Origin of the sequence: Corallococcus sp. bb12-1, from assembly GCF_026626765.1 — a bacterium.
Lineage (GTDB): Bacteria > Myxococcota > Myxococcia > Myxococcales > Myxococcaceae > Corallococcus > Corallococcus terminator.
In genome coordinates, this window is record NZ_JAPNJZ010000033.1 from 132,106 (window position 1) to 144,772 (window position 12,667).

Below are 12,667 nucleotides of genomic sequence, written 5' to 3' on the forward strand. Positions count from 1 at the left end.
TTCACCGGCCGGCGGCATCCCGGGCGAACAGGAGCTGCCCGGACTGCACGGCCACGCGCACGCGGTCTCCCGCTCCGAACTCACCGGCGAGGATGCGCTCCGCCAACGGGCCTTCCACCAGCCGCTGCACCACCTGCCGCATCGGCCGCGCGCCGAGCTGCGGATCGAAGCCCCCCGACTTGAGCAGGTGCCCCACCACGTCCGCGCCCGCCGTGTAGATGATGCCTCGCTCCATCGCGAGCCGCTTGCTGCTCTCCGCGAGGATGAGCGTGGCGATCTTCGCCACCTCCAGCTCCACCAGCGGACGGAACGGCATCCGCTCATCGATGCGGTTCCACAGCTCCGGCGGCAGCGCCTTGCGCGCCGTGTCCGACGCCAGGTCCAGCGCGTTGCCCACCGCCGCGTCCGCCGCGCCGAAGCCCACCGCCCGGCCCGTGCGCGAGAACGCGTCCGCGCCCAGGTTCGTGGTCATCACGATGACCGTGTTCGAGAAGTCGATGTGACGGCCCTTGCCATCCGTCAGCCGGCCCTCCTCCAGCACCTGGAGCAGCAGCATCTGCACCTCGCGGTGCGCCTTCTCGATCTCATCCAGCACCACCACCGACGACGGACGGCGGCGCACCGGCTCCGTGAGCTGCCCGCCCTCACCGAAGCCCACGTAGCCCGCGGGCGAACCGATGAGGCGCGACACGCCGTGGGCTTCGGACATCTCGCTCATGTCCAGGCGCACCAGCGCGTCCCGGTTGCCGAACAGCACCTCCGCCAGCGCCCGCGCCATCTCCGTCTTGCCCACGCCCGTGGGGCCCAGGAAGAGGAAGCTGCCCATGGGACGGCGCGACGCGAAGCCCGCGTAGTTGCGCCGGATGACCCGCGCGATGCGGCCAATGGCCTCGGAGTGGCCAATCACGCGCTGGGCCAGGTCGTCCTCCAGCCGCAAGAGCCGCGCCGAGTCGTTCATCAGCAGGCGCTCTTCCGGCACCCCCGCCAGCTTCGCCACCACCCGCGCCACGTCCGCCGCGTCCACCCGGTGCTTGCCCTCGCGGTGGCAGCGGCTGCCCGCCAGGTCCACCACGCTGATGGCCTTGTCCGGCATGAACCGGTCCGTCACGTAGCGGCTCGCCAGCGACGCGGCCGCCTCCAGCGCCTCCGGCAGGTAGTGCAGCGCATGGTGCTCCTCGTAGCGCCCGATGATGCCCTTGAGGATCTCCACCGTCTCCGGCACCGACGGCTCGTTCACCGTCACCGACGTGAAGCGCCGCTCCAGCGCCGGGTCCGCCGCGATGAACTTGCGGTACTCGTCATGCGTCGTCGCGCCGATGCAGGGGAACTCGCCGCGCGCCATCGCCGTCTTCAGCTCGTTGGCCGCGTCCTGCGGGCCCTCGCCCGTGGAGCCCGCGCCCACCAGCGTGTGGATTTCGTCGATGAACACCACCACGCGCCCCTCGGCCCGGCGCACCTCCTCCTTCAGCGCGTTGAGCTTCTCGGAGAACGAACCGCGCAGCTGCGTGCCGGCGACCAGCGTGGCCATGTCCAGCTCCACGAGGATCTTCTCCGCCAGCGTGCCCCTCAGGCCCATCAGGCGCTGCGCCACGCCCTCCACCACCGCCGTCTTGCCCACGCCGGGCTCGCCCAGCAGGCACGGGTTGTTCGTGCGGCGCTTGCCCAGGATGTCGATGACCTCCTCGACCTCCCGCGCACGGCCCACCACCGGGTCCAGCTTCCCCTCGCGCGCCGCCTGGCTCAGGTTGCGGCCCATGGAGGTGAGCATCGGGAACGCCTTGGCATCCAGCGTCAGCGCGCCGCCCTTCGCCTGCGCGGCGGGAGTCGGACGGGCAAGCGGCGGGGCCACCGGCGCGGGGGGGGGCACCGGAGCCTGGGGTGGCGTCGCGCGGGCGACCGGGGCTGCGGGGGCGGGCGGCGCCATGCGCGGCATCGGCGGGACGACCGGCTCAGCCTGCGAGGACTCATCCTCGTCCACGTCGATGAGGTCGCGCGGCGACAGCGCGGGCGTCATGCGCGCGGCCGGCGGCGGCACGCTGACGGGGGGCGTCATCACCGGGGCCGGGCGCGGCACGCTCAGGGCCAGGGTGGAGAAGGGCAGGGGTGAAGGGGGCGCACCCACCGGGCGGCTCACCGGCGCGCGGGTGGCCACCGCCTGGCCATAGCCGGGCTGGAGCCGGCGCGGCGGGCCTCCGCTCGTGGAGTAGGACAGCGCCGTATTGGACAGGGAGATGAGGTCGATGCCCGTGCGCGCCAGCAGGTCGGACGCGGCGCAGCGCCTGCGGATGATGGCGATGAGCAGGTGCAGGCAGTCCGCCTCCCCGGAGCGCGAGTTGCTGGCCAGCTCCCGTGCGCGCGTCGTCAGGTCATGTACGACGCTGCCCGTCTCCGCGGGCGCCTCCGTGATGAGCTGCAGGAGCGCGTCCTCGTCCACCCCCTTCTCCTTCAGGAGGAGCTGGGCGCGGTTCTCCACCGTGAAGAGCGCGAGCAACACGTGGGCCGACGTGGGCTTCTGGGCGACGCTGCGGGCGATGTCATGCGCCTCATGAAGAACCTGGGCGAGATCCGTGCTGTCGACCATTCATGCTCCGGCAAGCGTGCAGCCGAGCGGAATACACCGTCCGGGCCCCCGCCGCAAAATTTAGGCTACAGACCGCTACAGGATGGATGCAAGGCACGGTAGAACCCGGGTCCGCTAACGGATTTCGATTGGCTGCCTGCCCATTTCCCGAGTCAATTCAAGGGACCGGGCAATCACTCCGGGTGGGCCGCGTATTCCGCCCAGAGACCCCATCCCTATGACCTCCCTTGTACAACCGGCGCGCGTCTTCGTGGATCCCCTCGAGGGCACGCGCTCCGCCGTCGAAGGCCGCCGCTGGCTGTGGCCCCTGCTCATCCTCGCCCTGTGCGTCACCGCCTCCGGGGTCGCGTACGCGCTGCGCTGGGATGCCACCGCGTCCGTGGTGGGGGCCCTGCCGAAGGACGTGGGCGCGCCCACCGTTTCGGAGTCCGACATCGCCGAGCAGATCCAGACCGCCTCGCGCAAGGCGCTGGTGGGCGGCATCGCCAAGGGCCTGCTCGTGATGCCCCTGGCCGTGTTGCTGCTCGCGTGCATCCTGTGGGTGTGTGCCTGGCTCTTCAGCCGGCCCGCGTCCTTCGGGCAGTTGATGGCGGCGGCCGCGGTGGCCCTGCTGCCCATCGCGCTCTACCACCTCATCTACGCGGTCTGCGCGAGCTTCCAGTACTCGCTCACGGATTTACGCGCGGCCCGGCTCGTGCCCTCCAACCTGTCCCTGCTCAGTGGCCTGACGCCGAAGATGGAGCGGGTGCTGCGCGGGGTGGACTTCTTCAACCTCTGGAGCGTGGGCCTGCTGGGCGTGGGCTTCTCCACCGCCACCGGGATGCGCCTGGGTCGGTCGCTCCTGCTCGCACTGGTGCTCTACGCCATGTACGCCGGTATCTTCTTCATTGGTCTTCCCGCGGGCGGTGGTCAGTGAACGCGCTCCTCGTCGTCACGGCGCTGCTCGCCGCCACGCCCATCACGCTGGAAGAGACGCGCGCCCTGGGCCGCAAGAACACCCAGGCCCTGCAGGCCGTTCTGGATGTGTCGGTGGCGCAGGAGGACGTGCGCGTCGCCCGCTCTGGTCTGCTGCCCCAGGTGCAGTTCAACGCGGGCCCCAGCCTCAGCTACCAGGGCCGGCGCCGGCAGGTGGTCACCATCCCCATCTCCGACGACGAGGTCCTGACGCGCGAGGTGGAGAGCAGCTCCAACACTGCCGACAGCTATTTAGCGTCGCTGGGCCTGTCCCAGGTCATCTACAACCGGGCCCTCTGGAAGCAGTTGGAGCAGGCCGGCGTCACCGTGGACGCCGTCCAGAACCAGTCCCTGGAGGAGGCGGACACGTCCGAACTGGAGGCCATCCGCCGCTTCTTCGCGCTCTTCCTGTCGCAGGCGACGCTGGACGTGCTCAAGGCCACCGTGACGCGCAGCGAGGAGCAGTTGGAGCGCTCCCGAGCCCTCTTCCAGGCCGGCCGTGTGGGCAAGACGGAGGAGATCGCCGCGGAGGTCAACCTGGGCAATGACCGCATCAACGTCGTGCAGCGCCAGAACCTGCTCGTGGCGGACCAGATGCAACTGGCCGTGTGGCTGGCCCGCCCCGGCACCGAAAGGCTCCATGCCGTGGACCCCGGCGTGTTCCAGCAGGAGCCCGCGCCCGCGCCCCCCCTGGACGACTCCCTGAAGCAGGCCCGGGAGCACCGCGCCCTCTTGCGCGCGCTCGAGCAACGGGTGCGGGTGGCGCAGCTCCAGCGCGCCATCGTGCAGGGGGACTACATCCCGAGGGTGGGCCTGTCCGTCCAATACAGCCATGCCAGCCAGGACCTGGGACCGTTCTTCAGCGAGGCCCGCTTCGGCAACCTCTTCAACGGCGGCGTCACCCTGACGTGGGACCTGTTCAACGGCTTCATCACGGACGCGCAGTCGGCGCGGGCCCAGGCCAACATCCGCAAGGCGGAGCTGACGTTCTTCCAGACGAAGCTGGAGCTGGAGGCGGAGGTCGTCCGTGCGCACCAGGTGCTGGACGGGCAGCTCGCCGCCTCGAAACTCGCGACCACCAACCGGGCGGTTGCCGCCCAGGGCCTGGCGCTGGCGGACGAGCGCTTCCGCGCGGGCGCCGGCTCCACGCTGGACGTGCGTGACGCGCAGTTGAAGCTGACGCAGTCGGAGCTGGTCTTGCTCCAGAGCCGCATCGATGTCGAGATCGCCCGCTACGCCCTGTACCGGGCCACGGGCATGCTGAATCCAGGAGACTCACAATGACGTGGTGGAAGGCGGCAATCGCCGGTGCGCTGTTGCTCGGCGCGGGGGTCATCACCGTGGGCGGTCTGAAGGACCGGCCGCCCCCGACGCAGGAAGTCCAGGTGGCCAAGGCCCGCAAGGGCACCATCACCCGCACCATCACGGGCGCTGGCAAGGTGCAGGCGGCCACCACGGTGAAGATCTCCTCCAACCTGTCCGGGGACCTCGTGGCCCTCCAGGTGAAGGACGGAGACCCCGTCACCAAGGGGCAGGTGCTGGGACGCATCGACAAGCGCTACTACGAGGCGGCCGTGAAGCAGGCCACGGCCTCCAAGGACGCGGCGCGCTCGGAGGTGCAGGTGTCGGAGGTGGAGGTCGCGCGGCAGAGCGCGGACCTGGCCCGCGTGAAGGGTCTCGCGGAGAAGGGGCTTGCGTCCACGTCGGAGCTGGAGGTGTCCCAGGCGTCGGTGGACACCGCCAAGGCGCGCCTCGCCGCCGCCAAGCAGCGCGTGGCCCAGAGCAGCGCCGTGCTGGACCAGGCCGCCACGGACCTGTCGCGCACCACGCTCTTGTCGCCCATCGACGGCAACGTCATTGAACTGTCGCGTGAAGTGGGTGAGCGCGTGCGTGGCTCCGACTTCTCCGAGGACGTGGTGATGACCATCGCCGCGCTCAACCAGATGGAGGTGAAGTTCGAGGTGGGTGAGCACGAGGTGGTGCACCTGAAGTACGGCCAGCCCGCGGAGGTGTCGCTGGACGCGCTGGAAGGCCAGTCCTTCACCGGCACCGTGGTGGAGATCGCCCAGAAGGCGCTCATCAAGAACCCGGGCACGGAGGCGGAGGTGACGAGCTTCCCCATCACCGTCGCCCTGGACGCGCGGCCTCCCGGCGTGCTGCCCGGCATGAGCGCCGAGGCGCGCATCAGCGCGGAGACGCACGAGGACGCGGTGCTCGTGCCCATCCAGGCCGTCACGGTGCGCTCCGAGCGCTCGCTGCCGGACTACCAGCCCCCGGTGGAGGGCGGTGGCCTCACGGCCAAGCGCCGCACGGAGACCCTGGCCAAGGTCGTCTTCGTGGTGGACGGGGAGAACAAGGCCCAGGTGCGCCGGGTGCGCACCGGCATCGCGTCCGACACGGAGCTGGAAGTGCTTGAGGGACTTCAGCCGGGAGACCGCGTGGTGGAAGGCCCCTACCGCACGTTGTCCAAGGAGCTGGCGAACGGGGACGCGGTGCGCGAACCGGAAGTGCCCGCCGGCGACGGGAAGGGCGGGCGCAAGTCGTGACGACCCCCAATGCTCCGGGCAGTGGCCCCCTCATCTCGGTGGAGGCGCTCACGCGCGCCTTCTTCGTGGGTGGCGAGGAGGTGCGCGCGCTCAGGGGCGTGACCTTCGGCATCAACCGGGGTGAATGGGTGGCCATCATCGGCCAGTCGGGCTCCGGCAAGAGCACGCTGATGAACGTGCTGGGCTGTCTGGATACGCCCACCAGCGGTCGCTACATGCTCAACGGCAAGGACGTGTCGCGCATGGACGACGACGACCTGGCCGTCATCCGCAACGTGGAGATCGGCTTCATCTTCCAGACGTTCCAGTTGCTGCCCCGGGAGACGGCGCTCGCCAACGTGGAGCTGCCGCTCGTGTACCGGGGCATGCCCGCGAAGGAGCGGCGGGAGCGGGCCAAGGCGGCGCTCGACAAGGTGCAGCTCACGCACCGCATGCACCACCGGCCCAACGAGCTGTCGGGCGGTCAGCGCCAACGCGTGGCCATCGCGCGCGCGCTGGTGTCGGAGCCCTCCATGCTCCTGGCGGACGAGCCCACGGGCAACCTGGACTCGGCCACCGGCGAGGAGATCGTCAGGCTCTTCGAACAGCTCCACAAGGCGGGCCACACGCTGGTGCTCGTCACGCACGAGCCCAAGCTGGCCGCGCGCTGTCCCCGGGCCATCCGCCTGAGCGACGGTGAGATCATCGCGGACGGGCCGGGCCCGGTGGTCGCGCAGGGTGGCACGGGCGTGTTGCCGCAGGCGGGGCACGCGTGAAGTTCGGTCAGCGCTTCCGGGTGGACGTGCTGGAGGGGGCACGCATCGCGCTGTTCTCCCTCCGGGCGAACCGGATGCGCACGGTGCTCACGACGCTGGGCATCGGCATTGGCGTGGCGACGCTCCTGGCCATCGTCGGCATCATCCAGGGGCTCAACACGTCGTTCGACAAGCAGCTGGCCACGCTGGGCGCGAACACCCTCTACGTCTCCAAGTTCCCCTGGATGATCAAGGGCAACTGGTGGGTGTTCCGCAACCGCAAGAACCTCACGCTGGAGCAGGTGGCGCAGCTTCGCCAGCAGGCGGACTTCATCACCGCCATCTCCCCGGCGGTGATTCGCACGTCGGATGTGGCGCACGGCGCGATGCAGGTCTCCAACGTGCGCGTCAATGGCGTGTGGAGCGACTACCTCACCATCGGCAACTACGAGGTGGTGTCCGGCCGCTTCCTCACCCGCGCGGACGAAGAGGTGAACCGGCCGGTGACGGTGCTCGGCGCGGAGGTGGCGGCCACGCTCTTTCCCAGCATCAGCCCGCTGGGGCAGACGGTGCGCATCGACGGGAAGCCCTTCCAGGTGGTGGGCACGCTGGGGCGCAAGGGCAAGGTGGTGTCGGAGAACATGGACCTGTCCGTGTACATGCCCTTCAAGACCTTCAACTCCAGCTTCGGCAAGGGGCGGCCCATGCAGATCGCCATCGCCGTGGCGGACGCGGGGCAGATCCACAAGGCGGAGGACCAGCTCATCGGCATCCTCAGGCGCGTGCGCGCGACGCCGCCGGGCGTGCCGGACGACTTCTCCATCAACCGGCCGGATACGCTCGCGGCCACCTATGAGCAGCTCACCGGGGCGCTGTACGCGGTGGCCACCGGGGTGGGCCTCATCACGCTGTTGGTGGGCGGCATCGGCATCATGAACATCATGCTGGTGTCGGTGCGCGAGCGGACGCGGGAGATTGGCGTGCGGCGGGCCCTGGGCGCGCGGCAGCGCACCATCGTCATCCAGTTCCTGATGGAGGCCTCCAGCGTGTCCGCGGTGGGGGGCCTGCTGGGCACGACGGTGGGGTTGGGGACGGCGAAGCTCGTGTCGCTGGTGACGCCGCTGGCGGCGGACGTGCGGCCGAGCACGGTGCTGGGCGGGGTGGCGTTCGCGGCGCTGGTGGGCCTGCTGTTCGGCATCTGGCCGGCCGCCCGGGCCGCGCGACTGGACCCGGTGGAAGCGCTCCGCTACGAATAGGCGATGCGCGCGTTCCTGGACAACCTGCGGTTGGCGCTGGGCACGTTCCTGGGCAACCCGCTGCGCTCGCTCCTGACGCTGCTGGGCATCGTCATCGGGGTGGCCACGGTCATCACGATGATGGCGCTCATCGAAGGCCTGCGCGAACAGGTGAACAAGAACCTGGGCAGCCTGGGCGCGCACACCTTCGAGGTGACGAAGTGGCCCTCGGGCTTCGGCCGCTTCAACTGGGCGAAGTACGCCCGGCGCAAGGATCTCTACGGCGAGGACGTGAAGGCCATCCTGGAGGCGTGTCCCTCCGTGGGCGCGGCCACGCCCACCGACCAGGAGTGGGGCAAGAAGCTGGCGACGGCCTTCCGGGAGACGCACCCGTCGGTGAGCATCCTGGGCACGGAGCCCACGTACCTGGAGACCAGTGGCGTGACCGTGACCAACGGCCGCTTCTTCAACGAGACGGAGTCGCTGGACGGCCGCCCGGTGATGGTCATTGGCGTGGACGTGGCGGACGCGCTGTTCCCGGGCATGGATCCGGTGGGCTCCGACGTGCGGTTGAAGGGCCGGCCCTTCCGGGTCATCGGCGTGTTGCAGAAGCGCGGCAGCGTCATGGGCATGGCCAGCCAGGACAACCAGGTGGCCATCCCGATGCGCAGCTTCCAGCAGCTCTACGGCAAGCACCGCTCGGTGGAGATCGACATCCAGGCACGTGATGGCAGCGTGTTCCAGAAGGCGCAGGACGAGGTGGTGAACCTGCTGCGCCGCCGCCGCGAATTGACGCCCCAGGAAGCCAACGACTTCGAGGTGCACACCAACGAGTCGATGACGGCCTCGTTCAACGAACTCTCCCAGGTCATCGCGATGGCGGGCGTGGGCGTGTGCCTGCTGTCGCTGGTGGTGGGCGGCATCGGCATCCTGAACATCATGCTGATGTCGGTGACGGAGCGGACGCGGGAGATTGGCATCCGCAAGGCGCTGGGCGCGCGTCGCCGCCGCATCCTGGGTCAGTTCGCCACGGAGGCGGTGCTGCTGTCGTTCTTCGGCGGGTTGCTGGGCGTGGGCCTGGGCTTCGGGTTCGTGTTCCTGGGCAAGTGGGTGCTGCTGTTCCCCATGAGCGTGCCCACGTGGGCCGTGGCGCTGTCGTTGGGCATGAGCTGCGGGGTGGGGCTGCTGTTCGGCATCTACCCGGCGTCCCGCGCCGCGAAGCTGGACCCGGTGGAGGCGATGCGCACGGAGTAGGGCTGGAGGGTGAGGTCACGAGGTGATGGCGGTGCCCGTCCGTGACCGGTAGCGTGCGGAGGTCCCTCCCGCTCGGGTGATGCACGCATGTCCCTGTCCTCCGCCACGTTGCCGCTGCCTGAAGCCCCCTCGCCGTTCCAGTTGCGCTTGCTCTCGATGGCGGACGCGGACGAACTCATCGCGATGTACTCGGATGAGGAGGTCGCGCGCAGCCTCAACTTCGAGGTGCCCGTGCGGCCCGAAACCATCCGCAAGAAGCTGGCGGGTGACCTGGAGGTGATGCGCAGGGGGGAGAGCTTCCGCTGGGTGCTGTCCACCCGGGAGGACCCGTCAGCCCAGGGCTACCTGACGCTCTTCAACTGGAGCGTGAAGGACCGGCGCGCGGAGGTGGGCTACATGGTGGCGCGCAAGCTGTGGGGGCAAGGCGTGATGAAGGCCATCCTGCCCGCCCTGGTGCGCTTCGGCTTCGAGCAGATGGGGCTGCACCGCCTGGAGGCCCTGGTGTCGGTGGCGAATCCGGCCTCGCTGCGGGTGCTGGCGCGCGGGGGCTTCCATCAGGAAGGCGTGTTGCGAGGCTACCGGCCCTCCGGCACGGGCGACGGGTTCGTCGACATGCACATCCTGTCGATGCTCCAGCCCGAGTGGCGGAAGGCTGTCGCGAAGTAGGGCGCCCTTCACGGCAGGTCGCGCGCGAACTGCTCCCGGTAGCGGACCTTGAGGGGGCCCAGCTTCTTCGTCCCCCGGTACTCACGGGCGAGCAGGTGCCAGGCCTCGGTGCGTGAAGGCTCCAGCGCGATGACGCGCTCCAGGTGTGCCCGGGCCCGGGTATGCGCCCGGGTGTTCGTCGCCAACACGCCGAGCAGCAGGTGGGCCTGCACGGCATCCTCACGCGCGGCGAGCACGCGCTCACAGGCACTGCGCGCGGGAGCCAGTCGCCCCTTGAGCAGGTGCAGCTCGCATTGCACCAGCGCGACCGAAGGGCTCTCCGGATACAGCAGGGCCAGCGTGGTGATGCGCTCACGCGCGGGGCCGGATGAGCCCGCGTGCAGCAGGGCCTCGATGTCGAAGACCTCGCGCACCAGGGCTCCCTCACGTGAAGGCTCCACGGGGTGCTCCGACGCGGGGGCACTCCGGGTTTCGGTGCTTGCGTCAGGCCGCGCGGGCAGCGCCACCTGGCGTCGGATCCGCGAGGCCTGTTCGAGCACCGTGGCAGATGCGGCCAGCCCCGGCGCCCGTGCCGCGGCCTCTTCCGCCCACGTCAGGCCGTGCGCCCTCAGGAAGAGCCCCGCCAGATCCGCCCACAGCGAGGGCTCCGCGTCGGTCCGGGCCTCGAGGTTGCGCCGGGCCGCCAGCAGGCTGTCCTGGGCCGCGTCGAACCGGCCCGCGTGCAGGTGCAGGAGCGCGACGTTCATGCGCAGCGAGGGCTCCGAGGGAAACCGCGCGGTGGCCCGCTCACAGCGCGCTCGGGTTGCGTCGAGTGCCGGCGTGAGGTGCACGGCGAGGTAGCACGCCAGCAACTGCACGCGCTCGTCATGGGGATGCCGCAGGGCCAGCGGCTCCAGGGCCTCGGCGGCCAGCTCCGGCCGGCCCGCCTTCTCCAGCGCGATGACCTCCGCGAGGCGTTGGCGTTCCTCCGGCGTCAGCGACCTCGGTGTGCCCTCCGGTCCCAGCACCACGCTGGCCGCGAGGACCCGTTCGGTCCACGCGAGGAGGAAGTCGCGCTCTGGCCCCTCCCATGCGGGGCCGAGCATGCCCTGGAGCACCGTGCGCAGCTCGCGCGCCCACGCTCGTTGTGACTCCAGCTCCACCCGGGCCCGGGGCAGATGGCGCAAGCCGGCGTCGAGCAGCGCGAGCGTCCGGGCATCGAATCCCGTCCAGGCCGCGCCGTACTTCGCGGACATCCACCCGCGCACCTCGCGCACGTGAAGCGCGCCCAACGTATGGGCCCACTCATGCAACAGGGCCGAAACCTCCAGGTGCCGACGCGCCTCCGCTGGCACGGTGGCGCTGATCCCCCGCAGCACGCAGTGGCGTCCCAGCACGCGCGCGAAGCCCAGCTCATGCTGGGATTCACTGAAGGCCGAAGGCGCGGACACCAACCCGACGACGAGGTCCACGTCCTCGCCCGCGTCCAACGCCTCCAACGCACCCACAACCGGCTCCAACGCGCCTTCGGAGCCGCGCCGGTCCCACGCCCGCGCCGACTCCAGCTCGAACGTCACCCGCAGCGGCTCACGCACCGCTTCGCTCGCACGCTGGAGCGAGGCCGCGAAGGCCCGCTCCCAATGAAGCACCTGCGCGCGGTGATCCGCGTCCGCGTACACGCGAACCCGCAGCGCGCGACGGGGGAGGGCAGGGGGCTCCGACACGGCTTCGTAAATCCGTGTGCGTGGGGCCTCACGCGGCCGGTCCGCAGAGGCGCAGTGCACGCACATCATCCCCACGACAACGAGGACGACACTCCGGAGCCAGCGCGGCGTCTGCTGGGACCCGGATGTCATGGGTTGGGGCTTTTCGGAATCAGGTGGAATCACGACCCAACCCGGCAGGGGAGGCGGTGGGCCTGGGAGGCCGTCACCGCCATCACCCGGGGGGTTGGGGAAACTTCAGGCCGCGGCGTCTTCTTCCTTCGACGGCTCCGCGCCATTGACGATCCAGTCGATGGCCTTGTGCTCCCAGTCCGGATCCTTCGACGCGTCGATGTAGCGCTCCCACTCGTACACGCCGCTCTGCTTGGCCATGCGGACCATCATCAGGCGGGCCACGGTGCTGTCGAGCACCACCGTCGAGCGAGCCATGCCGTTCTGCTTCAGCCAGCCCATCGCCGTCTTGATGATCTCCTGCGTCTCCGGCGGATTCGCCTTCTGTCCGCGGATGTCCACCAGCAGGCCGAAGGCCCGGCCCTTCTTCACCGCCACCTTGGTGCGAAGGTCCTCGAACCACGCCTTGGCCTCGGTAGGCGTGATGTAGCCAGACCCATTCATTCGGAAGCCGTACTCTGTCCGCAGATTCTCAGCCATGACGTCCCCCACGTTGGAGATGTGGTGTGTGCGCGTGTTCCGTGCGAAGCGTGCATGAGCGCCGCGCCCCTCTGAGCCTAGCCCACTCAACGTGCTGATGGATCCATCCGCGAGTGCGCTGCGTACGCGCTGGCGCGAGCCCCTCGCCCTGGGTGAAGCCGGACGCCGTTCACCCTTGAACATGGCAATCCGTCTTGAAGTACGGAAATCCAGCGCCATTCGAACTTTCCAGTGATTTGCTTCCCACTGGCCAACTTCTCTGCTATTAAGAGGATGCATCTTTGCAGCATCCCCGCAACACTGGGGCTGCCATCGAGGGTTACCCCGGACTCGGTGACAGTGA

Annotated in this window: 10 protein-coding genes; 7 read left to right on the top strand and 3 right to left on the bottom strand. The window is 69.8% G+C overall.

Translation table 11 applies throughout. The features are described 5' to 3' along the window. Position 1: 1 nt before the first annotated feature. Complete coding sequence (locus OV208_RS38805; protein ID WP_267579009.1) at positions 2-2,581, bottom strand: AAA family ATPase; 2,580 nt, start codon at positions 2,579-2,581, stop codon at positions 2-4. A 250-nt stretch (positions 2,582-2,831) separates the two neighbouring features. Between OV208_RS38805 and OV208_RS38810 the strand changes: the two genes are divergently transcribed. The 7 genes from OV208_RS38810 (at position 2,832) to OV208_RS38840 (ending at position 9,970) form a co-directional block, all read left to right on the top strand. Beyond that, positions 2,832-3,497 carry a YIP1 family protein gene (locus tag OV208_RS38810; protein WP_324291455.1) on the top strand — a complete coding sequence of 222 codons (666 nt, stop codon included), beginning with the start codon at positions 2,832-2,834 and terminating at the stop codon, positions 3,495-3,497. Continuing rightward, positions 3,494-4,819 carry a TolC family protein gene (locus OV208_RS38815; RefSeq protein ID WP_267579011.1) on the top strand — a complete coding sequence of 442 codons (1,326 nt, stop codon included), beginning with the start codon at positions 3,494-3,496 and terminating at the stop codon, positions 4,817-4,819. Before OV208_RS38810 ends, OV208_RS38815 begins: the two co-directional genes overlap by 4 nt. Beyond that, the gene (locus OV208_RS38820) at positions 4,816-6,081 is read left to right on the top strand and encodes an efflux RND transporter periplasmic adaptor subunit (RefSeq protein ID WP_267579012.1); all 1,266 of its coding nucleotides are present in this window, start codon (positions 4,816-4,818) and stop codon (positions 6,079-6,081) included. Before OV208_RS38815 ends, OV208_RS38820 begins: the two co-directional genes overlap by 4 nt. Beyond that, positions 6,078-6,836, top strand: a complete 759-nt coding sequence (locus tag OV208_RS38825) for an ABC transporter ATP-binding protein (protein WP_324291456.1) — start codon at positions 6,078-6,080, stop codon at positions 6,834-6,836. The genes OV208_RS38820 and OV208_RS38825 overlap by 4 nt, the downstream gene beginning before the upstream one ends. Positions 6,837-6,910: 74 nt before the next feature. Then, positions 6,911-8,071: an ABC transporter permease gene (locus OV208_RS38830; protein WP_267579082.1), complete on the top strand. Its 1,161-nt coding sequence runs from the start codon at positions 6,911-6,913 to the stop codon at positions 8,069-8,071. A gap of 3 nt (positions 8,072-8,074) precedes the next feature. After that, a complete protein-coding gene (locus OV208_RS38835; RefSeq protein ID WP_267579013.1) occupies positions 8,075-9,304 on the top strand; it encodes an ABC transporter permease in 1,230 nt (409 codons plus the stop codon). Positions 9,305-9,391: 87 nt separating this feature from the next. Next, on the top strand, positions 9,392-9,970 hold the full coding sequence (locus tag OV208_RS38840) for a GNAT family N-acetyltransferase (RefSeq protein ID WP_267579014.1): 579 nt from the start codon (positions 9,392-9,394) through the stop codon (positions 9,968-9,970). A gap of 8 nt (positions 9,971-9,978) precedes the next feature. Here the strand turns inward: OV208_RS38840 and OV208_RS38845 are convergent, their stop codons facing one another. Both OV208_RS38845 and OV208_RS38850 read right to left on the bottom strand, forming a co-directional pair. Continuing rightward, positions 9,979-11,673: a hypothetical protein gene (locus tag OV208_RS38845; protein ID WP_267579015.1), complete on the bottom strand. Its 1,695-nt coding sequence runs from the start codon at positions 11,671-11,673 to the stop codon at positions 9,979-9,981. A 237-nt stretch (positions 11,674-11,910) separates the two neighbouring features. Beyond that, positions 11,911-12,324, bottom strand: coding sequence for a hypothetical protein (locus OV208_RS38850; protein ID WP_267579016.1), 414 nt, complete (start codon positions 12,322-12,324; stop codon positions 11,911-11,913). Positions 12,325-12,667 lie beyond the last annotated feature (343 nt).

What these genes read in the sequence shown, in the direction of transcription:
- OV208_RS38805 (WP_267579009.1), bottom strand. Translation starts at nt 2,581, where the DNA reads ATGGTCGACAGCACGGATCTCGCCCAGGTTCTTCATGAGGCGCATGAC.
- OV208_RS38820 (WP_267579012.1), top strand. Translation starts at nt 4,816, where the DNA reads ATGACGTGGTGGAAGGCGGCAATCGCCGGTGCGCTGTTGCTCGGCGCG.
- OV208_RS38830 (WP_267579082.1), top strand. Translation starts at nt 6,911, where the DNA reads ATGCGCACGGTGCTCACGACGCTGGGCATCGGCATTGGCGTGGCGACG.
- OV208_RS38835 (WP_267579013.1), top strand. Translation starts at nt 8,075, where the DNA reads ATGCGCGCGTTCCTGGACAACCTGCGGTTGGCGCTGGGCACGTTCCTG.
- OV208_RS38840 (WP_267579014.1), top strand. Translation starts at nt 9,392, where the DNA reads ATGTCCCTGTCCTCCGCCACGTTGCCGCTGCCTGAAGCCCCCTCGCCG.
- OV208_RS38850 (WP_267579016.1), bottom strand. Translation starts at nt 12,324, where the DNA reads ATGGCTGAGAATCTGCGGACAGAGTACGGCTTCCGAATGAATGGGTCT.